Here is a 22,148-nt window from a genome sequence, read left to right on the forward strand (position 1 = left end):
TCAGCCGGCCTCCGGCTGGGGTGTCAGGTCGGTGCGGCCGCGGCCCATCAGCTCCAGGCCGGCCATGGCCTGCTCGGCCCCGGCCTGATCCGTCTTCTCGACGACGAAGCCCATGTGGATGATCACCCAGTCGCCGGGCGCGAACGTCTCCTCCGGCAACATGCCGACGTTGACCTTGCGTTGGTCACCGGCGACGTCGACCAGCGCGAGCTGTCCTTCGTAACCGTCCAGCATGGCGATGACCTGCCCCGGTATGCCCAAACACATGATTCAGCACCCCGTTTCGGCCGTCGGGGACGTGGCGCCGTGCAGCGCCGCGACGATCTCCTCGACCGCCCGCGCCGCCCGCGGGACGGCCTGCGCGACGGGCTCGGTGAGCCCGATGCCCTCCTGCACGCTGCCCGCCTCACACCCGACGACCACGGTGTAGGGCGGCTGGCCGCCCAGCGCCCGCAGGCTGGCGAAGACCGCGGCGGGATCCATGCTGTGCCCGTCGAGGCCGTTCGCCTCGGAGGACGAATCGTGGTCGGCCTGAAAGACGTGCAACGTGCCGGGATGCCCCTGGCTGGGCACGGCGTCGACCAGCACCAGCGTGTCCCACTCTTCGAGCAGGTCGTAGGCCAGGTGCATGCCCCGGATTCCGTAGTCGATGACCTGGACCGTCGGATCGTCCTGGGGCAGTTCGGCGTTGCGGACCACCTCGGAGCCGAACCCGTCGTCGCCCAGGAAGATGTTGCCGATCCCGGCTACCAGGATGCGCGTCGTCATGGTGGCACCCGTGTCGGCTACATCCGCCTCAACTTGAGATAGCGGCGGGCATCGGGCACCGATATCGCGCCGAGAACCAGCCCGATCGCGGCCACCAGCGCGACGATGGCGATGAAGATCCAACCTAGGACTTCCATGGTGAACTCCTTTTGTTTGTGCTGTGCTGCGGTTGCAGCGGTTCGACTTCGTCGGGGGAGAAGTACAGATAGCGGCCGTACCAGTCATGCAGGTCCGCGGCCGGGTCCTCGTCCACGACGACGCCGACGTGCTTGTTGCCCTCGACATCCTCATGCACCGAGGTGACGCGGGCGGTCTTGCCGGCGACGAAGATGTCCTGCGCGTCGGCGTTGCGCCGCGGCCGCAGCCGCACCTTGCTGCCCCGCGCTATCCGGACCCCGTTCACCAGCACCGCGTCGATCTCGGGCCGGACGGCGTTGTCGGCCAGCGGATCCCACCAATCCACGCCGTCGGGGATCTCGGGCACCATGCCGGCGGAGACATTGAGCCCGTGCGGGTCGCGCAGCACGCCGTGCAGCCGTGCCATGGCCTCGGGCGACATGGCGTCGCACTCGTCGATGATTCGCGCGGCCCGCGGGTCGGTCGCCCGGGCCTGCGCCTTCTCGTCGTCGGTCATGGTCATCACGCGCAGGGTGAGGATCTCGTCGATCTCCGTGCAGTCGTACAGCGCGGTGTCGCTCTGTTCGGCGACCTCGGGGTGGTCGTAGAGGATGATCGGTGAGATCAGCAGCATGTCGTCGGTGCCTTGAGGTCCCGCCAGCACCGGGAAGCAGCGGTGCCGCCGGCAGCGGGACACCGCGTCGGTCGCGGCCTGGGGTGGCTCGAGCAGCGAGATGAACCGGCCGCCAACCACTTCGGCGATGAGGTGCGTGCCGATCATCGATCGTGCGATCACCGAATTTTTGTCGTCGTCCGCGCGTACGGCCGCACCGGTGTTGGCGACCCGCACCGAGACCCGCCGCAGGTCGCCGTCGGGCTCGCTGGTGACGGTCAGTTCGCCCCGTATCTCGTGACGTTCGCGAACCAGCCGGCCGCCGTCCACGGTTTCGATGTCGGTGCCCGCTTCGGCGGTCACCGGCAGCGACCAGGGCTGGTCGCCGAACGCCAGCGGGCCGAAGGAGATCTCGCATTCCACGGCCTCGTCCCAGGTCAGCCACGATCCGGCTGGGGTGTGGAGTTCGTCGACGGCAACGAAATCGCCGTCGCCGGTGGCCCGTTCGGCCCGCCGGCGCTGCAACTGCAGGAAGCGCACCACCAGCGTCAGCGCCCGCGCGTCGTCGACCAGGAACTCCGCGGACAGGGTGTCGTCTTCGCCCAGGCCGGCCTCGGCCGCGCCGGGCGGTCCCAAAACCCCGAATTGCCAGCGTGATTGGTTCTTGCTCGACGTTCCCCGATACGGGTAGAGCAGATAACCCTCGTAGAGCACGGCGTCGGCGACGGCGCGCGCCCGGTCCCAGCTCGATGTCATCGCGCCACCTCGTGATCGACGGTGGCATCCAGCAGCGCGGTGACCGCGTGGTCGAAGTCGAGCATCCCGTGGGCCGACTTGTAACCGGCCAGTTCCGCGATGGTCTCGTGGCTCAGCCGGATCCATCCGCTGTTGGGGTAGTGCTGGGCGATCAGGTCGCGCCAGACCGTGACGGGCATGGCGTAGTTGTCCTCGCAGTCCCAGGACACCTGCTGCACCGAGAACCCGCGCTCGGAGTTGACGAAAATCGTTCCGCTGAACAGGAACTGCAGCGGCACCGCCCCGTCGCGTAGCGCGTGCAGGTATTTGGCGGCCGCGACCTCGAAGTCGTAAGTGCACTCCAGCGGCAGGGTCGCCGTCGTATGCCCGGTGAAGCCCGGCACCATCGCGGCGCAGTGCTGCCACAGGAAGGTGCGCTGGGTGCTGGCCCAGCGCTCGCGGCCGCCGAACAGATCCATCAGCCCGGCCGCCTCGTCGTCGGAGTAGCTACGGCGCAACGGCTCGATGCGGACCTGGCAGCGCAGGGCGATGGCGTGCACCGGGTCGGGGCCGGCGGCGGTGACGCCGACCCGGGCGGTGAGCACCGGGCTGACGGTGTACGGTTCGGCGGTCACGTCCAGGACCTCGAAGCTGACGTTCGTCGGCGGGGCGTTCATCGCGGTGTCTTTGTGGCGCGGGTGGCGAGCCGGTCGAAGAAGTCGTCGATGTATTCGCGGGCCTGTTGTCCGCCGTCGAAGCCGCGCCACACCATCCGCAGGCGTCCGACGAATTCATAGCAGGCGTCGATGGGCACCAGATAGGTTTGTGGCTGCGACAATTCGCCGTCCTGGGCGGTGTCGGCGACCCGGACGAGCAGCGCCTCGACGTCGTCGGCCAGCAGGCTCACCCGCGGGTCGGCGCCGCGGATGGTGTCCCAGACCTCCATGTCCAGTTCGGATTCCGTTGCCCCGGCCGGCCCCGGGTAGAAGGCGACGGTCTGGCCGAGGGCGGAGTTGGTGAAGAAGAACGCGACCCCGACCGGGATCTGCAGCGCCTCCCACACCAGGCGGTCGAGCGCGAAGTCGGGGAAGGACAGGTACCGGTCCGGCACCGCGCGGTAACGAAGGTCGGCTTCGGTGTCGGTGAACAGCAGATAGCAGGCGCGGCACACGCACATGAGCTGGCGGCCGGCCACATTGACCACGTGTTGGTGCTCGTCGGCGATCGACTCCGCGCACATCTCGCAGCGCTCACCCGCCGGCTCGGGGGCGCGGCGGTCGCTCCTGATGCTCGCCAGGACGTCGAACGGGGTGCTCATGCCGGCGCGCCCAACCCGTGCACCGGCTCGTGGGCCGGCAAGGCCACCGACAGCACGCCGTCCCGGGCCAGCAGCGGCATCGGATCCAGATGGGCGGCCGAACCCTCGGCGGCGGCCCCCGCACCGACGACGTCGAAATCCGTCCCGCAGCCGGCGCAGCGCAGCATGCGACCGTGCAGGTGCGAACCCGCCAGCGTGTCGTCACACACCGGGCAGTGATCTCGGTAGGCGAAGGTCCGGTCCCCGACCCGGCAGGCCAGCATCCTCACCCCGTCGATCGCGAATCCGGCGACCTCGCCGGGTATCAGCTCGGCCAGCTCGGGGGCCGGGCGCCAGGCGGTCGGCCCATGGCCGTTCGAATGCAGGTGCGCCAGTAGCGACTGCGCCGGAATGACGCTCGCCGGAGCGGTCGTCGTCTCGGCCGTCACCACCTCGATCGAGGAGATCTCCGGTGCCGCCGCGCGGACCGCGTCCTGCACGGCCAGCTCCAGCGTCACCGCGGACGACGGGCAGCTCTTGCAGCTGCCGGTGAAGGCCAGCCGCACGGTGTCGTCGGCCACCTCGAGCAGGTCGACGTCGCCGCCGTGCGAACCCAGGTAGGGCCGCACCCGATCCAGGGCGTCGGAGACCCTGCGGTGCACGTCGTGCGGATGCAGGCCGTGCACCAGGAGCAGGCTGGCCACCAGGTCGTCGGTGGCCAGCCGCTCGACCAGCCCCCCGTCCGGTTCGGGATCGCCGACCATCCACATGATCCGCTCCAGCCCGGCGCCGTACAGCCCGACCACCTCGCGAACCAGTTGCTGCGCACGGTCATACGCGGCGGTCCCACCCGCAGCGCAGGAATCCAGCAGTGTCTGGATCCGATCGCCCGCCTCACGCCACTGCGCGTCGTTCGCGGACTTGTCCGGGCGATCCGCCATGCGTTACTCCCCGACGGGTGACTGGGTGGGCGTGTGCAGTCTGTCCAGGGATTTGCCCTTCCCCAGGTACATGTGCACGCCACACGGCAGGCACGGATCGAAGCTGCGCACCGTGCGCATGACGTCGATTCCCTTGAAGTTGTCCCGGCCGTTCTCCTCGAAGATCGGCTGGCCCTGGACCGCGTCCTCGTACGGACCCGGCGTGCCGAAGCTGTCCCGCGGGTTGGCGTTCCACGGCGTCGGCGGGTACGGGTGATAGTTGGCGATCTTGCCGTCCCGGATCACCATGTGGTGGCTGAGCACACCGCGCACCGCCTCGGTGAAGCCGCATCCGATGGCCTCGTCGGGCACCTCGAACTTCTCCCACGTCTTGGTGCGTCCGGCGCGGATCTCCTCGAGCGCCTTCTCGGCGAAGTGCAGAGCGCACGCCGCCGCGTAGGCCTGGAAGTAGGTGCGCGCCCGGTCGCGTTCGAGCGTGTTGCTGCCGTACGTGGGGATCTTCCACTCCAGCTCGACCGGTCCCTTCAGGGCGGTCTTGGGCAGGTTGATCTTCACGCTCGAACCGGTCGCCTTGACGTAACCGATGTCGACCAGGCCGGCCAGCGCCGTCGACCACAGCCGGGCCAGCGGACCGCCACCGGTGTCCAGCGCCAGGTGGTCCTTGCCGTCGAACCAGCGCGGTGACATCACCCAGCTGTACTTGCCGCCCTCTAAGTCCCGCTTCTGCGGGTGCGGGTTGGTGTGCTGGTTCCACGGGTGGCGCCGGTCCACCGCGTTGCCCAGCGGATCGGTCTTGACGAACATCTCCTGGTCGGTCCAGTCATCGTAATATGAACTGCCCAAAAGGATTCGGATGCCGAGGTTGATGTCCACCAGTGAGTGGGTGACCAGTTTGCCGTCGACCACCACGCCAGGGGTGACGAACATCGCGTTACCCCAGCGCTCCATGTCCTTGTATTCGAAGTTGCACACCTCGGGGTCCTGGAAGGAGCCCCAGCAGCCCAGCAGGGTGCGGCGCAGCCCGACCTTCTCGTAACCGGGCAATGCGGTGTAGAAGAAGTCGAACAGGTCGTCGTGCATCGGGACGACCTTCTTCATGAACTCGACGTAGCGCATCAGCCGCGTCATGTAGTCGGTCATCAGCTGGATGGTCGCCACCGTGCCGACCCCGCCGGGGTACAGGGTGGAGGGGTGCACGTGGCGTCCCTCCATGAGGCAGAACATCTCTCGCGTCCACCGGCTGACCACCAGCGCCTCGCGGTAGAACTCACCGCTGAACGGGTTGAGCGAGCGCATGATGTCGGCGATCGTCTTGTACCCGTGGGCGTCCGCGTGCGGGGCGGGCGTCTTCTCGGCCAACGAGAGCACGCTCGGGTTGGTCTCGGAGACCATCTTCTCGCAGAAGTCGACGCCCACCAGGTTCTCCTGGAAGATGTTGTGGTCGAACATGTATTCCGCGGCCTCGCCGAGGTTGACGATCCACTCGCCCAGGTGTGGCGGCTTGACGCCATAGGCCATGTTCTGCGTATAGCACGAACAGGTGGCGTGGTTGTCGCCGCAGATGCCGCAGATGCGGCTGGTGATGAAGTGGGCGTCGCGGGGGTCCTTGCCCTTCATGAAGATCGAGTAGCCGCGGAAGATCGACGAGGTGCTGTGGCACTCGACGACCTCACGGTTCTCGAAGTCGATCTTGGTGTAGATGCCCAGGCTGCCCACGATCCTGGTGATGGGATCCCAGGCCATGTCGACCAGTTGGCCGGGCTCCCGCTTCGCATGGGTGGGTTCAGGAATGATGGTTGTCATCGCGTAACTTCTTCCCGCTTTGGCTGCTGTCAGCGTCCGCTGATGCGGCGACGGCTTTTCCGGACTGGAGGGAGGAGCGCGCACACCGGTAGGTGACCTACCAGGTGCGGCGCGCTCCAGTGGTGAGTTTGTCGCCGTTGTGGCGCCACCGCGGCTCTTTGTCGACGGTGCGTTCCGTGATACCCCTCAGACTGCGAATCACGGCTCCGTACAGACCCGACGCGGTGCTCGAGATCTTGCCGCCCGGCGGCTCGTCCATGAACGGCATGAACTTGTCCGGGAACCCCGGCATCGTGCAGCCGATGCAGATCCCACCGACGTTGGGGCAACCCCCGACACCGTTGATCCACCCGCGCTTGGGCACGTTGCATTTGACGACGGGGCCCCAGCAGCCAAGCTTCACAATGCATTTCGGCGACCCGTACTCGGTGGCGAAGTCGCCCTGCTCGTAGTAGCCGGCCCGGTCGCAACCCTCGTGCACGGTCTTGCCGAACAGCCACTGCGGGCGCAGCGCGTCATCGAGCGGGATCATCGGCGCCTGGCCGGTCGCCATGTAGAGCAGGTAGGTCAGCGTCTCCGACAGGTTGTCCGGCTGGATCGGGCAGCCGGGCACGCACACAATCGGGATGCCCGCCTTGCTCTTCCAGTCCCAGCCGAGGTAGTCCGGCACGCCCATCGCCCCCGTCGGGTTGCCGGCCATCGCGTGGATTCCCCCGTAGGTGGCGCAGGTCCCGACCGCCACGATGGCGGTGGCCTTGGGCGCCAACCGGTCGAGCCACTCGCTGGTGGTCATCGGCTGCCCGGTGGCCGGGTCGTTGCCGAAGCCGCACCAGTAGCCCTCGTCCTTGATCTTCTCGTTCGGAATCGATCCCTCGACCACCAGCACGAAGGGTTCCAGCTCGCCGCGGTCGGCTTTGAAGAACCACTCCAGAAAGTCGTCCGCGCCTCCGTTGGGGCCGCACTCGAAGTCGATCAGGGGCCAGTGCACGGCGACCTGGGGGAGTCCGGGCAGGGCTCCCAGGGCGATCTCCTCGACGCTGGGCTGGGTGGCAGCAGTCAATGCCACCGAATCACCGTCACAACTGAGCCCAGCATTGATCCATAGAACATGGATCAGTGTTTGTTCTGCCTTGACTGCTGCTTCTGTTGGCATGCTGCAGCTTTCCGGAGCCGGGCTGGGGCTCCTGCGCCGCCGGAGTCGACCGTCGGCCCACTTGCGCAGCGCTATTTTTTGGGTCTACTCCCGCTATCGTGCGTTGTCAACGGTCCGATATCCCGCGCTAGTACGCACGTGTCGCATAGCGCCGAAAAGCCATGGCGCGCTTGGCTGCTTCGCCGCGTCCGGGTATCGGTCGCGGACCGGTCGTCCTGCGAATGTTTCGCAGGAGAACGGCGGCGTCGGGCACGATTCAGGCGGCGTCCGCGGCAAACCGGCGCAGCCAGCCGAACCACGCGGCCATACCGTCGCCGGTGCGCGCGCTGAGCGGCAAGATCGTCGCTGCCGCATTGACTTTGCGGACGTGGGCGATGTACGTGTCGACGTCCACGTCCAGATGGGGCACCAGGTCGATCTTGTTGAGCAGCACCACATCGACCGACCGGAACATCACCGGGTACTTCAGCGGCTTGTCCTCCCCTTCGGTCACCGAATACACCATGGCCTTGGCGTGCTCGCCGACGTCGAACTCGGCCGGACAGACCAGATTTCCGACGTTCTCGATGATCACCATGTCCAGCGCGGTGAGGTCGAGGCCGGGCAGTGCGCGGTTGATCATGGGCGCGTCGAGGTGGCATTCGCCGCCAAATCCGTTGCTGGTATTGAGCAGCGATACCTGGGCGCCGCGGCCGCTGAGCTTGGCCGCGTCCAGGTCGGTGGCGATGTCGCCCTCGATCACCCCGATGCCCAGCTCGCCGGCGAGCTCGTCGAGCGTTGCCTGCAGGATGGTGGTCTTGCCCGATCCCGGCGAGCTCATCAGGTTGAGGGTGCGCACCCCGTTGCTCTCGAAGGCCGCCCGGTTGGCGTCGGCGAGCAGGTCGTTCTCGGCGAAGATCGCCTCCAGCACGTCGACGCGCTGGCTGCCGGTGCGATAGCGGCTGTGATCGCCGTGATCGTGATCGTGCGGAAGGTCATCGTGGGAGTGGGTGTGCACCGTTCCGTCGTCGTGCCGATGAAATCTACCCATCGCCAATGCCTTTCACGAGACATCCAGTGACGTCACCAAGAATTCGTTGCCGTGCAGCACCTCGACGTCGGAACTGTCGCACTCCGGACACCAGATCGACCACGGTGACGTGATCTCGGACTGCCCGCCGCATGCACGGCACCGGACCTCGGCGCCGACGCATTCGAGTTCCAGCTCGGCGTCGGGCATGTCCTCGGCGTCGCGGACCAGCGTCCAGCAGAAGGACAGCGACTCGGGCACCACCTGCCGCAGCGCACCCACCCGCACCCGCACCACGTCGACGTGCCGGCCGTCGGCGTGATCCTTGACCACGCCGGCGATCGCTTCGCACAGCGACAGCTCGTGCACCCGGTCACCGCCGATCCGCGAGCCGGGCGCAGGCCGAAAAGCCCATGAGCACTGTTCTACACCCGAACGGCCGCTTGCGGTCAGCCTCTTTGCGGCCCGCTCAGGACGAGGTCCACTTCTCTTCGATGCGCCCGTAGCGCCAGACGAGCAGGGCCACCGCCCACGTCACGACGAACATGCCGACGACGACGTAGCCGATCGTGTTCAGGTCCAGCCCGCCGATCCAGCTCCAGAACGCGCCCCGCCAACCGAACTGGTCGGCCAGCACGACGAGGAGCTCGATGCTGCCGATCAGCAGCGCGACCGCCACCGACAGGGCGGTGATGGTGAGGTTGTAGTAGATCTTGCGCACCGGGTTGGAAAACGCCCAGCCGTAGGCGAAATTCATGAACGAACCGTCGATGGTGTCCAGCAGGCACATGCCGGCGGTGAACAGCACCGGCAGGCACATGATCGCGTACCAGGGCAGCCCCGCGGCGGCGCTGGTGCCGGCCAGCACCAGCAGCGCGATCTCGGTGGCGGTGTCGAAGCCGAGCCCGAACAACAGGCCGACGGGATAGCAGTGCCAGGACTTGGTGATCGACTTGGTGACGCGGCCGAGCAACCGGTTCATCAGCCCGCGGTTGTCCAGGTGCCGCTCCAGTTCGGCCGCATCGGTGTCGGGATCGTATTCCCCGCGGCGCACCCGGGCGAAGACGCGCAGGATGCCGACCAGGACGATGACGTTGAGAAGCGCGATCGCGTACAGGAAGACACCCGAGACGCTGGTGCCGATCAGTCCGGTGTAGTGGTGCAGCGTCGAGGAGTCGTCCCTGACCGGACCCACCACCGCCTGCACCCCGCACGCCAGCAGCACCGCCAGCGCGAAGACCACCGTGGAGTGGCCCAGCGAGAAGAAGAAGCCGACGGCCAGCGGGCGCCGCCCGTCGTTCATCAGCTTGCGGGTGGTGTTGTCGATGGCGGCGATGTGGTCGGCGTCGAAGGCGTGACGCATGCCCAGGGTATAGGCAGTCAGCCCGACACCGACGCCGAAAGCCTTGCCGCCCAAGCTGTATTGGGACGGAGCGACGAAGACGACCAACGTGAACCAGCCGAGCAGGTGCAGGGCCACGATCACCGCTAGCATCGACGCCAGTCGCCACCACTCCGCCGGCGACAGGGCGCCGAGAAGCCTCGTCGCCCGTGACGGCCGCCGGTCGATCTCGGTGCTGGCCACTGGGGTCCTTCCGGCGCGTCCTTGCGGTATCGGCTGAGCACAACCGGCACGACTGTAAGTACCGCGACTCGCCAGATGCAAGTGAGTCGCAGGAATTGAGGTGCCGTGATCGCACCCAAGACTGGCGATCCCGCCGCTACGGCGCGACACTGAACCGGTGGCGCCCAAGCCGTCGGTACTGGATGCGTCGGTCACCGAGAGGATCGGCGATTTTCTGCGTGCCCGGGGGCTGCGACGGATGGCCTCGCGGATCCAGGTGCTGGCGGTGCTCGAACCCGTCAACGGCCACCTGCCGGTGGCCGAGATCGACAAGCGACTGCGGGAGTCCCTGCCGCCCGGCGCCCACGCGCCCGACGTGGCGACCGTCTATCGCACGGTGACGACGCTGGTCGATCAGGGGGTGTTGCACGCGTTGACGCTCGACGGCGGCGTGACGACCTACGGTCTGGCCACCGCGCCGCACCATCACGCGGTATGTACGAAGTGCGCCACCATCATCGAGGTGCCCGCGCGCCAGCTGAGTTCGGCCCTCGAACACGCGATGGCGGGCAGCTCGTTCGCGCTGTCGGAGGCGGCAGGGCTGACGCTGCACGGCTTGTGCCCGCGGTGCCAGGAGGACAAGCCCGCCGCGCGGCCGCGCCGGCGCTGAGGTCAGCGCAGGCCCAGTAGCGCGTTCTCCACCACCTCGGCCAGCGCCGGGTGGATCCAGTACTGCCCGCGGGCCATCTGCGGGGCGGTGAGGCCGAAACTCATTGCCTGGATCAACGGCTGGATGATCGACGAGGCCTGATGGCCCATGATGTGCGCGCCCAGCAGGCGCCCGGTGCCGCGTTCGGCGACGAGCTTCACGATGCCCGTGGTGTCCTCCATCGCCCAGCCGTAGGCGACGTCGCCGTAGTCCTGAATCTTGGTCGAGATCTTGAATCCCTGTGCGATGGCCTCGTTTTCGGTCAGACCGACGGAGGCGATCTGCGGATCGGTGAACACCGCCGACGGCACGTAGCGATGGTCGGTGACGGCCATCGCCTCCGTGTCGTCCCAGTCGCGGAGCAGGTTATGCTGCACCACGCGCGCCTCATGGTTGGCGACGTGCTTGAGCTGATACGGCGAGGAGACGTCGCCGAGGGCGAAAATTCCACGGGCCGTGGTCCGCTGGTACTGGTCGACGACCACCAGGCCATCCTCGACGGCGACGCCGGCCTGCTCGAGGTCGAGTTGATCCGCGTTGGACACCCGCCCGGTCGCCACCAGCAGCGCGTCGGCGTGCAGGGTGCGACCGTCGTCGAGGTGCACCGCCACGCCCGAGCCTCGGTTCTCGGCGCCCACCACATTGCGGTGGGTGTGCAGTTCCCACTTGTTCGCCACGATGCGGGTGAAGCGCTTGCACAGGACGTCGTCGCAGTGCCGCAGCAAGGCGGAGCCCCGGACCACCAGGGTGACCCGCGAGCCCAGCGAGGAGAAGATGTGCGCGAATTCGGCCGCGACGAATCCGCCCCCGACGATCACCAGATGCTCGGGCAACTCGGAGATCCGCATGATCGTGTCGCTGGTGTGGTAGCGGGCGCCGCACTCCAGGATCGCCGGCGGCACCACCGCCCGGGCGCCGGCGGCGATCACCACCTGGTCGGCGGTGAACTCGTCGCCGGCGTCGGTGCGCAACAGGTAGCGGCCGTCGTGCTGCACCGGACCGAACCTGGTGTGCTGCTTGTACACATCGATGTTGGGCTCCGAGCTGCGATAGTCCTCCCCGCTGACGCCGATCGGATCGATGCGCCCGAAGACGCGCGAGACGATGTCGTCCCAGCGCACCCGGTCGACGTGCGCGTCGATGCCGAAGCGCGCCGCGTCCCGGATCGTCTGGGCGACCTCGGCGGCGTAGACGAACATCTTGGTCGGGATGCACCCGACGTTCAAACAGGTGCCGCCGAAGGTGCCCTGCTCGCAGATCGCCACCCGCTTTTCGCCGAAGCGATCGTCGAGAATGGTGTTGCCCGAACCGGTTCCGATGATCGCGATGTCGTAGGTCTCCAAGCCCTCACCCCTTCCGCAGCGATGCCGAGGCGTCATTGTCGACGCGCAGGTAGCCCTCCAGCCAGAGGTCGAGTTCCCGATAGGCGACTTCGCGCGGCCCCGGCAGCGATAAGAACACGTCGTGCTTGGCGTCGGTCACCGGAACCACGGCGGTGCGGTTGCCGACGCAGCCGGCCCAGCGCGCGATCTGGGTGACGTCGAGAACCGCGTCCCCGCGCTGCATCGAGGCGGAATCGGCGCTTTCGTGCACGCTATGATCCGATCGCAGAATCAGATTCGGCACACCGACGTCGAGACCGCGATGCAGCCGGGCCTGGCCGCGGCGGACGGCGTGCAGCCAGCCGAAGGTGATGGGAAAGCCGCCCACGGGTTTCCACTGCAGGTTGTAGTCGAATTCACCGCCGTAGTCGCGGTGCAGGGTGGTGCCGTAGCCGCCCTCGCCCGGCGACCGCGCCACGCCCTTGGACCGCACGCGGGACAGGCCGGCGATCAGCGCCACGGTCGCGGAATGCCGCAGGATGGGCGGGCCGGGCAGCTCCAGGAAGGGACTGTTGAGCACCAGGCCGCCAACGCGGGCGTGCGCGGCCGGATTTCGCCGGCGCAACCGGTCCAGCCACAGCGACACGATCAGCCCGCCCGCCGAATGCGCGTACAGCAACACCTTGCCGCGCTCCGCGATGCCGGCCAGCGCCTGATCGAGTTCGGCCTCATAGTTGGTGAGGTCGGTGATGAAGTGCGGCGTCTGGCCGTCGCGCCGTGACCGGCCGCACTTATGGAGGTCCAGCGCATAGAACGTGAAGCCTCGGGCCGCGAAATGGTCGGCCAGCTCGGTGTGAAAGAAGTAGTCGGTGTAGCCGTGCACCGCAAGCACCGCGCGCGCGTCGGGCGCCGTCTCGCGGCCCGCCTTATCCGGTTCGGGGCCGCGCCGGATCAGCGTGGCGACGATGTCGCCCTCACCGGCGGGATCGGCCCCGAGGGCGATCGTGCGCTGCTGATAACCGGGGAGGACGTCGGGCACCCAGCCGGTCTCGTCGCCGGTCACCCTGCCAGTCACCCCGCCTTTCACCAAGCCAGCTTAGAGCTTTTGCTGGGCAGGGGGCGGCGCACGTCGTTCGTGTCCATTTTGCCTCGGGATAACCTGGGGATCGGCCCAGTCGAGGGAAGGACCAGCAAGCCGGTGTCATCGCTAGCCACAACCACGTCGACGGACGTCGTGCTGGTGGGCGCGGGCATCATGAGCGCGACGCTGGGAACGTTGCTGCACCGGCTGCAGCCGGACTGGTCGATGACCTTCGTGGAGCGTCTGGATGCCGTCGCCGCGGAGAGCAGCAGCCCCTGGAACAACGCCGGCACCGGCCATTCGGCGCTGTGCGAGCTGAACTACACCCCGCAGCGCGCCGACGGCTCGATCGACATCGGCAAAGCGGTGCGCATCAACGAGCAGTTCCAGGTGACCCGCCAGTTCTGGGCGCACGCCGTGCAGAACGGGATCCTGACCGATCGCCGCTTCCTCACCGCGATCCCGCACGCGAGCTTCGTGCGCAGCGCGCGCGGCGTCGAGTATCTGCGGCGCCGGCAGCGGGCGCTGGCGCCCAACCCACTGTTCGCCGGCATCGAATTGATCGAGGACGCGGGGGAGTTCGCCCACCGGTTGCCGTTCATGGCGGCCGGGCGCGATTTCTCCGAACCGACCGCGCTCAACTGGGCCGCCCACGGCACCGACGTCGACTTCGGCGCCCTGACCCGACAGCTCGTGGGGTACTGCGTGCGTGGCGGCGCGACGGCCCTGTTCGGCCACGAGGTGCGCAGCTTGTCCCGCCAGTCCGACGGCGGCTGGGTGCTGTCGATCCGCAACCGGCGCACCGGCGAAAAGCGCCGTCTGAAAGCCAGATTCGTGTTCGTCGGGGCCGGCGGTGATGCGCTGCCGCTGTTGCAGAAGTCCGGCATCCGCGAGGTCAGGGGGTTCGCCGGATTTCCGATCGGCGGCCGGTTCCTGCGCGCGGCCAACCCCGCGCTCACCGCCGCTCATCGGGCCAAGGTCTACGGAGCTCCGGCGCCGGGCGCGCCGCCGCTGGGCGCGCTGCATCTGGACCTGCGCTACGTCAACGGCAGGCCGTGGCTGGTGTTCGGCCCCTATGCGGGCTGGTCGCCGAAGTTCTTGAAGCATGGGCACCTCACCGATCTGCCCCGCTCGGTGCGGCCGGACAACCTGGCCTCGCTGCTCGGTGTCGGCGTCAGCCAGCTGACGCTGCTGCGATACCTGCTGGGTCAGCTGCGGCTCTCCGAACCGGGCCGGCTGCGCATGCTGCGCGAATTCGCGCCCACCGCAACGGGTTCGGATTGGGAGCTGACGGTGGCCGGTCAGCGCGTGCAGGTGATCCGGCGGGACAGGCGCAAGGGTGGGGTGCTCGACTTCGACACCACCGTGGTGGCCGACGCCGAGGGAAGCATCGCGGGGCTGCTCGGTGGCTCCCCGGGAGCGTCGACGGCGGTGCCGATCATGCTCGGGGTGCTGGAACGCTGTTTTGCCAACCGCTTTCAATCGTGGCTGCCGGCGCTCAAGGAGATGGTTCCGTCGCTGGGAGCGACGCTGTCGGATGAGCCGGCGCTGTACGACGAAGTCTTTGCCTGGGGAACGAAGGCGTTGGGGTTGGGCGTGTCATGACCCGTCCCGACGACGAGTACGCAGAGCGCAGCGATGAGGAGGAGCGGCGCCAGTGACATGCGACGACGACGATGCAGAGCGCAGCGATGAGGAGGAGCGGCGCCAGTGACATGCGACGACGACGATGCAGAGCGCAGCGATGAGGAGGAGCGGCGCCAGTGACAGAAGCACTGCGACGTATTTGGGCCAAAGACCTTGACGCCCAGACACTCTACGAGCTACTCAAGCTCCGGGTGGAGGTGTTCGTCGTCGAACAGGCGATCCCGTATCCGGAGCTCGACGGGCGCGACCTGCTCGCCGAGACCCGGCACTTCTGGCTGGAAACGCCCGACGGCGAGGTGATCTCCACGCTGCGGCTGATGGAGGAGCACGCCGGCGGCGAGAAGGTGTTCCGGATCGGGCGGCTGTGCACCAAGCGCAATGCGCGCGGCCAGGGGCACACCACCCGGCTGCTGCGCGCGGCGCTCGCCGAGGTGGGCGACTACCCGTGCCGGATCAACGCGCAGACCTATCTGGCGGACATGTACGCCCAGCACGGATTCGTCCGCGACGGCGACGATTTCCTGGACGACGGCGTTCCGCACGTGCCCATGCTGCGGCCCGGATCGGGTTTGGCGGCGCAGCCGTGAAGCCCTACCCGTTCAGCGCCATCGTCGGGCACGACCAGCTGCGCCTGGCCCTGCTGCTGTGTGCCGTGCGTCCGGAGATCGGCGGCGCGCTCATCCGCGGCGAGAAGGGCACGGCCAAGTCGACGGCCGTGCGCGGCCTTGCGGCGTTGCTGTCCGAGGCCACCGGGAGCGACGCCGGCCTGGTCGAAATGCCGCTCGGGGCAACCGAAGACCGGGTGATCGGCTCGCTGGACCTGCAACGGGTGTTGCGCGACGGCGAGCACGCGTTCTCGCCGGGCCTGCTGGCCCGCGCGCACGGCGGGGTGCTCTACGTCGACGAGGTCAACCTGCTGCACGACCACCTTGTCGACGTGCTGCTCGACGCCGCGGCGATGGGGCGGGTGCACATCGAACGCGACGGCATCTCGCATTCGCACGAGGCTCGATTCGTGTTGATCGGCACCATGAATCCCGAAGAGGGCGAACTGCGTCCGCAGCTGCTGGACCGGTTCGGGCTCACCGTCGACGTCCACGCCTCGCGCGACGTCGACGTGCGGGTGGAGGTCATCCGGCAGCGGATGGCCTACGAGGCCGACCCTGAGGGTTTCGCCGAGCGCTACGCCGACGCCGACGCGGAGCTCGCCCGCCGCATCGCCACCGCGCGTGCGCTGGTCGACGAAGTGGTATTGCCGGACAACGAATTACGGCGCATCGCCGCATTGTGCGCGGCGTTCGACGTCGACGGGATGCGCGCCGATCTGGTGGTGGCCCGCACCGCCGTCGCACACGCCGCGTGGCGCGGCGCGCACACCGTCGAGGAAGAAGACATCCGGGTGGCCGCCGAACTGGCGCTGCCGCACCGGCGCCGCCGCGATCCGTTCGACGACCCGGGCATCGACCGCGACCAGCTGGACGAGGCCCTGGCGCAAGCCGGCTCCGACACGGATCCCGATCCCGACCCCGACCCGCCCGGCGGTGGCGAGTCCACCCGCACTGAACACGATGCACCACAACAGCATTCATCGGACGGCGGCGCGCCCCAGGCCCCGAAGACCGGGCGCAGCGCGCCGCCGGCGAAGACCTTCCGCACCCGCGCGCTGCGAGTTCCGGGGGTCGGGGAGGGCGCGCCCGGGCGCCGGTCGCGGGCCCGCAACGCCGGCGGCAGCGTCATCGCCGCCGCCGACGCGAACGACACGAGTTGCGCCGGGCACGGGCTGCACTTGTTCGCTACGCTGCTGTCTGCCGCCGAGCGCGCCGGTGCCGGCCCGCTGCGGCCGCGGCCCGACGATGTGCGCCGCGCCGTGCGCGAGGGGCGCGAGGGCAATCTGGTGATCTTCGTGGTGGACGCGTCGGGTTCGATGGCGGCGCGCGATCGCATGTCCGCGGTCAGCGGCGCCGCGCTGTCGCTGCTGCGCGACGCATATCAGCGGCGCGACAAGGTCGCCGTGATCACGTTCCGGCAGCAGGAGGCTCGGCTGTTGTTGCCGCCGACGTCGTCGGCGCACATCGCGGGTCGGCGGCTGGCGAGCTTCGACACCGGCGGCAAAACCCCGCTGGCCGAAGGCCTGCTGGCCGCGCGTGAACTCATCGTGCGGGAGAAGGCGCGTGACCGGGCGCGGCGCTCGCTGGTGGTGGTGCTGACTGACGGCCGGGCCACCGCCGGTCCGGATCCGTTGGGGCGCAGTCGAACCGCGGCGGCCCGGCTGGTCGCCGAGGGTGCGGCCGCGGTGGTCGTCGACTGCGAAACGTCGTTGGTGCGGCTGGGTCTGGCCGAGCAGCTCGCCCGCCAGCTCGGTGCCCCGGCCATCCGGCTCGAAGAGTTGCACGCGGATTCCCTGACGCGTGCGGTGCGCGACGCGGCCTGAGCGGAAAGGGTAAACGCTGATGCCACAAGGCGTTCCACTGCAAGTTCCCGATGACGGCCTGACCACGCGGGCGCGTCGCCACACGCCCGTGCTGGCCGTGCACACCGGCCCCGGCAAGGGGAAGTCCACGGCGGCATTCGGCATGGCCCTGCGGGCATGGAACGCCGGGCTGTCCGTCGCGGTGTTCCAGTTCGTCAAGAGCGCCAAGTGGAAGGTGGGCGAGGAGGCCGCATTCGCCCACCTGGGCCGGTTGCATGAAGAGCACCAGGTCGGTGCGCCGGTCGAATGGCACAAGATGGGCGCGGGCTGGTCCTGGACCCGCAAGGCGGGCAGCGACGTCGACCACGCGGCGGCCGCGGCCGACGGCTGGGCGGAGATCGCGCACCGGTTGGCCGATCAGCGTCACGACTTCTACGTGCTCGACGAGTTCACCTATCCGCTGAAGTGGGGTTGGGTGGACGTCGACGCGGTGGTGGGGGAGTTGGCCGCCCGGCCCGGTCATCAGCACGTGGTCATCACCGGGCGCGACGCGCCGCAGCGCCTGATCGACGCGGCCGACCTGGTGACCGAGATGACCAAGGTCAAACACCCGATGGACGCCGGGCGCAAGGGGCAGAAGGGCATCGAGTGGTGAGTGTTCCCGCCGTCGTCGTCGCCGCTCCCGCATCCGGCAGCGGAAAGACCACGGTGGCAACGGGTTTGATTGGCGCCTTGCGACGGGTGGGCCACACCGTGGCGCCCTTCAAGGTCGGCCCGGACTTCATCGATCCCGGCTACCACGGCCTGGCCGCCGGCCGGCCGGGCCGCAACCTCGATCCGGTGTTGGTGGGGGAGAACCTGATCGGCCCGCTCTACGCCCACGGCGCACGCGGCGCCGACATCGCCGTGATCGAAGGGGTGATGGGGCTGTTCGACGGGCGGATCGGGCCCGCCGCCACGACTCCCGCGGCCGGATCGACGGCGCACGTCGCCGGCCTGCTCGGTGCGCCGGTCGTGCTGGTCGTCGATGCGCGCGGGCAGAGCCAGAGCATAGCCGCTCTGCTGCACGGCTTTTCGACGTTCGACGCCGCCACCCGCATCGCCGGCGTGATCCTCAACCGCATCGGGTCGGACCGCCACGAGCAGGTGCTGCGGCAGGCCTGCGAACAGGCCGGTGTCCCGGTGCTGGGCGCCATCCCGCGCGCCGCTGAATTAGAGCTCCCGACAAGGTATTTGGGACTCATCACCGCCGTGGAGTACGGGCAGCGGGCGCGGGAGGCGGTGGCGGCGATGACCGAATTGGTCGCGCGCCACGTCGACTTGGCGGCCATGGCCGCCGTCGCCGGCGGCCGGGTCGCGCAGCCGGCGTGGAATCCCGTGACGGCGGTAGGGGAGACGTCCGGGGGACGCGCCACCGTCGCGGTGGCGGCCGGCAAGGCCTTCAGTTTCGGCTATGCCGAACACTCGGAGCTGCTGGCGGCCGCCGGTGCCGACGTCGTCGAATTCGACCCGCTCGCCGACGCCCTGCCCGACGGCACCGACGCGGTGTTGCTACCCGGTGGGTTTCCCGAACAGTTCACCGCGGAGCTCTCGGCCAATGCGGTCGTGCGCCGGCAGATCAACCAACTGGCCGCCACCGGCGCGCCGATACACGCCGAGTGCGCCGGGCTGATCTATCTGGTCTCCGAGCTCGACGGCCATCCGATGTGCGGTGTGCTGGCGGGGCGGGCGCGGTTCACGCCGCGGCTGACCCTGGCGTATCGCGACGCCGTCGCGGTCGCGGATTCGTCGTTGTATGCCGCCGGCCAGCGTGCGGTCGGACATGAATTCCACCGCACCGCAGTCACATTCACCGACGACTATCAGCCCGCCTGGATGTACCGGACCCACGACGGCGACCGGCAGGGCGGCCCCGTGCGCGACGGCGTCGTGCACGCCGGTGTGCACGCGTCGTATCTGCACACCCATCCGGCCGCGGCGCCGGAGGCGGTGACGCGGTTCGTCGCACACGCCGGCGCCCGGCTTCGCCGCGCTGGCGATCGCCACTAGATCGATGGTGGCGACCCGCTACGCCCGGCTTCGCCGCGCTGGCGATCGCCACTAGGCTTGCCGGGTGACCGAGAGCGCCTACCTCGCTGGGCTGCGGCTGACCGGAAAAAAAGTCGTCGTGGTCGGCGGCGGCACCGTCGCCCAGCGCCGGCTGCCCTTGCTGATCGCCAGCGGCGCCGACGTCCACGTCATCTCCCGCAGCGCCACCCGCTCGGTCGAGGTGATGACGGGAATCACCCTGGCGTTGCGCGAATACCGCGACGGCGACCTCGACGGGGCGTGGTACGCGATCGCGGCCACCGATGATGCCCGAGTCAACGAGGCGGTGGTCGCCGAGGCCGAAAGCCGGCGCATCTTCTGCGTCCGCGCCGACATCGCCGTCGAGGGGACCGCAGTAACCCCAGCGTCTTTCGACTACGCGGGGCTGTCCGTCGGAGTCCTGGCCGGCGGCGACCACCGCCGCTCGGCGGCGATCCGCTCGGCCATCCGCGAGGCGCTGCAGACCGGGCTCATCACGCCCGACAGCCCGGTCGGCTCCGACGTCGTCAAGGGTGGTGTCGCGCTGGTCGGCGGCGGACCGGGCGACCCCGAACTGATCACCGTGCGCGGCCGGCGCCTCCTGGCCCAGGCCGACGTCGTGGTCGCCGACCGCCTCGCGCCGCCGGAACTCCTCGCCGAGTTGCCGCCGCACGTCGAAGTCATCGACGCCGCCAAGATCCCGTACGGACGGGCCATGGCCCAGGACGCCATCAACGACGTCATGATCGAACGCGCCCGCGCCGGCAGCTTCGTGGTGCGCCTCAAGGGCGGTGACCCTTTCGTGTTCGCCCGCGGCTACGAAGAGGTGCTGGCGTGCGTCGAGGCCGGGATACCCGTGACGGTGGTGCCGGGTGTGACGAGTGCCATAGGAGTGCCCGCATTGGCGGGCGTTCCGGTCACGCATCGGGCGATCAATCACGAGTTCGTGGTGGTCAGCGGCCATCTGCCACCCGGCCATCCCGAATCGTTAGTGAATTGGGATGCACTGGCCGCAATGTCAGGCACGATTGTTTTGCTGATGGCGGTCGAACGCATCGAGCTTTTCGCCGACGCGCTGCTCAAAGGCGGCCGACCTGCGGATACCCCGGTGCTGGTGGTTCAGCACGGAACGACCGCCGCTCAGCACACTTTGCGGGCCACCTTGGCCGACACGCCCGAAAAGATCCGCGCCGAGGGTATCCGACCTCCCGCGATCGTCGTGATCGGCGCCGTGGCGGCCTTCGGGCTTTAAACGGTTCTTAAGATTACTGTAAGGTAACCCTTTATGACGGCTCTCAACGATGCAGAGCGCGCGGTGCAGAATCAGGCCTCGGCGCGCCCCGATCGTCCGGCCCCGGTGAGCAGTGCGTTCCCGGCGGAGACCGCCTCCAAGCCCCCGGCGGAGACCGCCCTGAAGCGCATCAGCAAGTACTACCCGGCATGGCTGCCCTCCCGCCGCTTCATCGCGGCCGTGATCGCCATCGGCGGTATGCAGCTGCTTGCGACCATGGACAGCACCGTCGCCATCGTCGCGCTCCCCAAGATCCAGAACGAGCTGAGCCTGTCCGACGCCGGGCGCAGCTGGGTCATCACCGCCTACGTGCTGACGTTCGGCGGCCTGATGCTGCTGGGCGGTCGCCTCGGCGACACCATCGGGCGCAAGCGCACCTTCATCGTCGGCGTCGCGCTGTTCACCATCTCGTCCGTGCTGTGCGCGGTCGCCTGGGACGAGGCCACCATGGTGATCGCCCGGCTGTCGCAGGGCGTCGGCTCGGCCATCGCCTCGCCGACCGGTCTGGCGCTGGTGGCGACCACCTTCCCCAAGGGCCCGGCCCGTAACTTCGCGACCGCGGTATTCGCCGCGATGACGGCTGTCGGCTCGGTGATGGGGCTGGTGGTTGGTGGAGCGCTCACCGAGGTGTCGTGGCGGCTGGCGTTCCTGGTGAACGTGCCGATCGGCCTGGTGATGATGTACCTGGCCCGCACCGCGCTGCGGGAGACCAACCGCGAGCGGATGAAGCTCGACGCCACCGGGGCCTTACTGGCCACCTTGGCCTGCACCGCGGCCGTGTTCGCTTTCTCGATGGGGCCGGAAAAGGGCTGGGTGTCGATCACCACCATCGGATCCGGCGTGGTTGCGCTGGGTGCCGGGCTGGCCTTCATCATCGTGGAGCGCACCGCCGAGAACCCGGTCGTTCCGTTCGATCTCTTCCGCGACCGCAACCGGCTGGTCACCTTCACCGCGATCTTTTTGGCCGGTGGGCTGATGTTCAGCCTGACCGTGTGCATCGGCCTGTACGTGCAGGACATCCTCGGTTACAGCGCGCTGCGCGCGGGGGTCGGCTTCATCCCGTTCGTCATCGCGATGGGCATCGGACTCGGTGTCTCCTCGCAGCTGGTGTCCCGGTTCTCGCCGCGGGTGCTGACCATCGGCGGCGGGATCATGCTGTTCTGGGCGATGTTGTTCGGCTGGGCGTTCATGCACCGCGGCGCTGCGTACTTCCCCAACCTGGTGTTGCCCATCGTGGTCGGCGGAATCGGGATCGGCATGGCCGTCGTCCCCCTCACGCTGTCGGCCATCGCCGGCGTGGGCTTCGATCAGATCGGCCCGGTATCGGCGGTCACGCTGATGCTGCAGAGCCTGGGTGGGCCGCTGGTGCTGGCCGTCATCCAGGCGGTGATCACCTCGCGGACGCTGTACATGGGCGGCACCACCGGCCCGGTGAAGTTCATGAACGATGCGCAGTTGGCCGCACTGGACAACGGCTACACCTACGGACTGCTCTGGCTGGCCGGTGTGGCCGTCATCGTCGGCGGTGCGGCGCTGCTGATCGGCTACACCCCCGACCAGGTTGCGCACGCGCAAGAGGTCAAGGAAGCGATGGACGCCGGGGAGCTGTAGCTCACCACGC

At 68.6% G+C, this 22,148-nt stretch carries 22 protein-coding genes; 8 read left to right on the forward strand and 14 right to left on the reverse strand.

The annotated features are described in order from the left end of the window. From B9D87_RS01015 to nicT, 12 genes are all read right to left on the reverse strand, one after another. A complete protein-coding gene (locus B9D87_RS01015; RefSeq protein WP_040631476.1) occupies nucleotides 1-267 on the reverse strand; it encodes a HypC/HybG/HupF family hydrogenase formation chaperone in 267 nt (88 codons plus the stop codon). Between the two features lie 3 nt (nucleotides 268-270). Next, nucleotides 271-768: a hydrogenase maturation protease gene (locus B9D87_RS01020; RefSeq protein ID WP_007775187.1), complete on the reverse strand. Its 498-nt coding sequence runs from the start codon at nucleotides 766-768 to the stop codon at nucleotides 271-273. A gap of 17 nt (nucleotides 769-785) precedes the next feature. Then, nucleotides 786-905, reverse strand: a complete 120-nt coding sequence (locus B9D87_RS27885; RefSeq protein WP_085977876.1) for a DUF6893 family small protein — start codon at nucleotides 903-905, stop codon at nucleotides 786-788. Next, nucleotides 893-2,254 (reverse strand): hypothetical protein, encoded by a 1,362-nt coding sequence (locus B9D87_RS01025; RefSeq protein WP_007775185.1) that lies wholly within the window; start codon nucleotides 2,252-2,254, stop codon nucleotides 893-895. The genes B9D87_RS27885 and B9D87_RS01025 overlap by 13 nt, the downstream gene beginning before the upstream one ends. Beyond that, nucleotides 2,251-2,910 (reverse strand): DUF6084 family protein, encoded by a 660-nt coding sequence (locus tag B9D87_RS01030; protein ID WP_007775181.1) that lies wholly within the window; start codon nucleotides 2,908-2,910, stop codon nucleotides 2,251-2,253. The genes B9D87_RS01025 and B9D87_RS01030 overlap by 4 nt, the downstream gene beginning before the upstream one ends. After that, on the reverse strand, nucleotides 2,907-3,551 hold the full coding sequence (locus B9D87_RS01035; RefSeq protein WP_007775178.1) for a DUF5947 family protein: 645 nt from the start codon (nucleotides 3,549-3,551) through the stop codon (nucleotides 2,907-2,909). Before B9D87_RS01035 ends, B9D87_RS01030 begins: the two co-directional genes overlap by 4 nt. Continuing rightward, a complete protein-coding gene (locus B9D87_RS01040) occupies nucleotides 3,548-4,471 on the reverse strand; it encodes a NifU family protein (protein WP_007775172.1) in 924 nt (307 codons plus the stop codon). The genes B9D87_RS01035 and B9D87_RS01040 overlap by 4 nt, the downstream gene beginning before the upstream one ends. 3 nt (nucleotides 4,472-4,474) lie before the next feature. Further along, complete coding sequence (locus B9D87_RS01045) at nucleotides 4,475-6,274, reverse strand: nickel-dependent hydrogenase large subunit (RefSeq protein WP_007775170.1); 1,800 nt, start codon at nucleotides 6,272-6,274, stop codon at nucleotides 4,475-4,477. A 97-nt stretch (nucleotides 6,275-6,371) separates the two neighbouring features. Further along, a complete protein-coding gene (locus tag B9D87_RS01050) occupies nucleotides 6,372-7,427 on the reverse strand; it encodes an NADH-quinone oxidoreductase subunit B family protein (RefSeq protein ID WP_007775168.1) in 1,056 nt (351 codons plus the stop codon). Between the two features lie 256 nt (nucleotides 7,428-7,683). Continuing rightward, nucleotides 7,684-8,457 carry a hydrogenase nickel incorporation protein HypB gene (hypB, locus tag B9D87_RS01055; RefSeq protein WP_007775166.1) on the reverse strand — a complete coding sequence of 258 codons (774 nt, stop codon included), beginning with the start codon at nucleotides 8,455-8,457 and terminating at the stop codon, nucleotides 7,684-7,686. A gap of 12 nt (nucleotides 8,458-8,469) precedes the next feature. Next, nucleotides 8,470-8,805, reverse strand: a complete 336-nt coding sequence (locus tag B9D87_RS01060) for a hydrogenase maturation nickel metallochaperone HypA (RefSeq protein ID WP_007775163.1) — start codon at nucleotides 8,803-8,805, stop codon at nucleotides 8,470-8,472. A gap of 100 nt (nucleotides 8,806-8,905) precedes the next feature. Then, on the reverse strand, nucleotides 8,906-10,021 hold the full coding sequence (gene nicT / locus B9D87_RS01065) for a Nickel transporter NicT (protein WP_007775160.1): 1,116 nt from the start codon (nucleotides 10,019-10,021) through the stop codon (nucleotides 8,906-8,908). A gap of 157 nt (nucleotides 10,022-10,178) precedes the next feature. Here nicT and B9D87_RS01070 point away from each other — a divergent pair, with 157 nt between their 5' ends. Beyond that, the gene (locus tag B9D87_RS01070) at nucleotides 10,179-10,670 is read left to right on the forward strand and encodes a Fur family transcriptional regulator (RefSeq protein ID WP_007775159.1); all 492 of its coding nucleotides are present in this window, start codon (nucleotides 10,179-10,181) and stop codon (nucleotides 10,668-10,670) included. A gap of 2 nt (nucleotides 10,671-10,672) precedes the next feature. Here B9D87_RS01070 and mtr read toward each other — a convergent pair whose 3' ends face one another. Beyond that, nucleotides 10,673-12,052 (reverse strand): mycothione reductase, encoded by a 1,380-nt coding sequence (gene mtr, locus B9D87_RS01075; protein ID WP_007775157.1) that lies wholly within the window; start codon nucleotides 12,050-12,052, stop codon nucleotides 10,673-10,675. A 4-nt stretch (nucleotides 12,053-12,056) separates the two neighbouring features. Further along, nucleotides 12,057-13,070, reverse strand: coding sequence for an alpha/beta hydrolase (locus B9D87_RS01080; protein WP_040631719.1), 1,014 nt, complete (start codon nucleotides 13,068-13,070; stop codon nucleotides 12,057-12,059). Between the two features lie 216 nt (nucleotides 13,071-13,286). Between B9D87_RS01080 and mqo the strand changes: the two genes are divergently transcribed. From mqo to B9D87_RS01115, 7 genes are all read left to right on the forward strand, one after another. Next, nucleotides 13,287-14,717 (forward strand): malate dehydrogenase (quinone), encoded by a 1,431-nt coding sequence (gene mqo / locus B9D87_RS01085; protein ID WP_052002577.1) that lies wholly within the window; start codon nucleotides 13,287-13,289, stop codon nucleotides 14,715-14,717. A gap of 158 nt (nucleotides 14,718-14,875) precedes the next feature. Next, nucleotides 14,876-15,346 carry a GNAT family N-acetyltransferase gene (locus B9D87_RS01090; RefSeq protein ID WP_007775145.1) on the forward strand — a complete coding sequence of 157 codons (471 nt, stop codon included), beginning with the start codon at nucleotides 14,876-14,878 and terminating at the stop codon, nucleotides 15,344-15,346. Then, a complete protein-coding gene (locus B9D87_RS01095) occupies nucleotides 15,343-17,190 on the forward strand; it encodes a magnesium chelatase subunit D family protein (RefSeq protein ID WP_007775143.1) in 1,848 nt (615 codons plus the stop codon). The genes B9D87_RS01090 and B9D87_RS01095 overlap by 4 nt, the downstream gene beginning before the upstream one ends. A gap of 19 nt (nucleotides 17,191-17,209) precedes the next feature. Further along, nucleotides 17,210-17,824, forward strand: a complete 615-nt coding sequence (gene cobO, locus B9D87_RS01100) for a cob(I)yrinic acid a,c-diamide adenosyltransferase (protein ID WP_007775141.1) — start codon at nucleotides 17,210-17,212, stop codon at nucleotides 17,822-17,824. After that, nucleotides 17,821-19,218: a cobyrinic acid a,c-diamide synthase CobB gene (locus B9D87_RS01105; RefSeq protein ID WP_040631472.1), complete on the forward strand. Its 1,398-nt coding sequence runs from the start codon at nucleotides 17,821-17,823 to the stop codon at nucleotides 19,216-19,218. The genes cobO and B9D87_RS01105 overlap by 4 nt, the downstream gene beginning before the upstream one ends. 64 nt (nucleotides 19,219-19,282) lie before the next feature. Further along, nucleotides 19,283-20,488, forward strand: coding sequence for a uroporphyrinogen-III C-methyltransferase (gene cobA, locus B9D87_RS01110; protein ID WP_007775137.1), 1,206 nt, complete (start codon nucleotides 19,283-19,285; stop codon nucleotides 20,486-20,488). 33 nt (nucleotides 20,489-20,521) lie between these two features. After that, nucleotides 20,522-22,138, forward strand: a complete 1,617-nt coding sequence (locus B9D87_RS01115; RefSeq protein ID WP_007775136.1) for an MFS transporter — start codon at nucleotides 20,522-20,524, stop codon at nucleotides 22,136-22,138. The last annotated feature ends 10 nt before the right edge of the window (nucleotides 22,139-22,148 follow it).

Source organism: Mycobacterium colombiense CECT 3035, from assembly GCF_002105755.1.
Classification (GTDB): domain Bacteria; phylum Actinomycetota; class Actinomycetes; order Mycobacteriales; family Mycobacteriaceae; genus Mycobacterium; species Mycobacterium colombiense.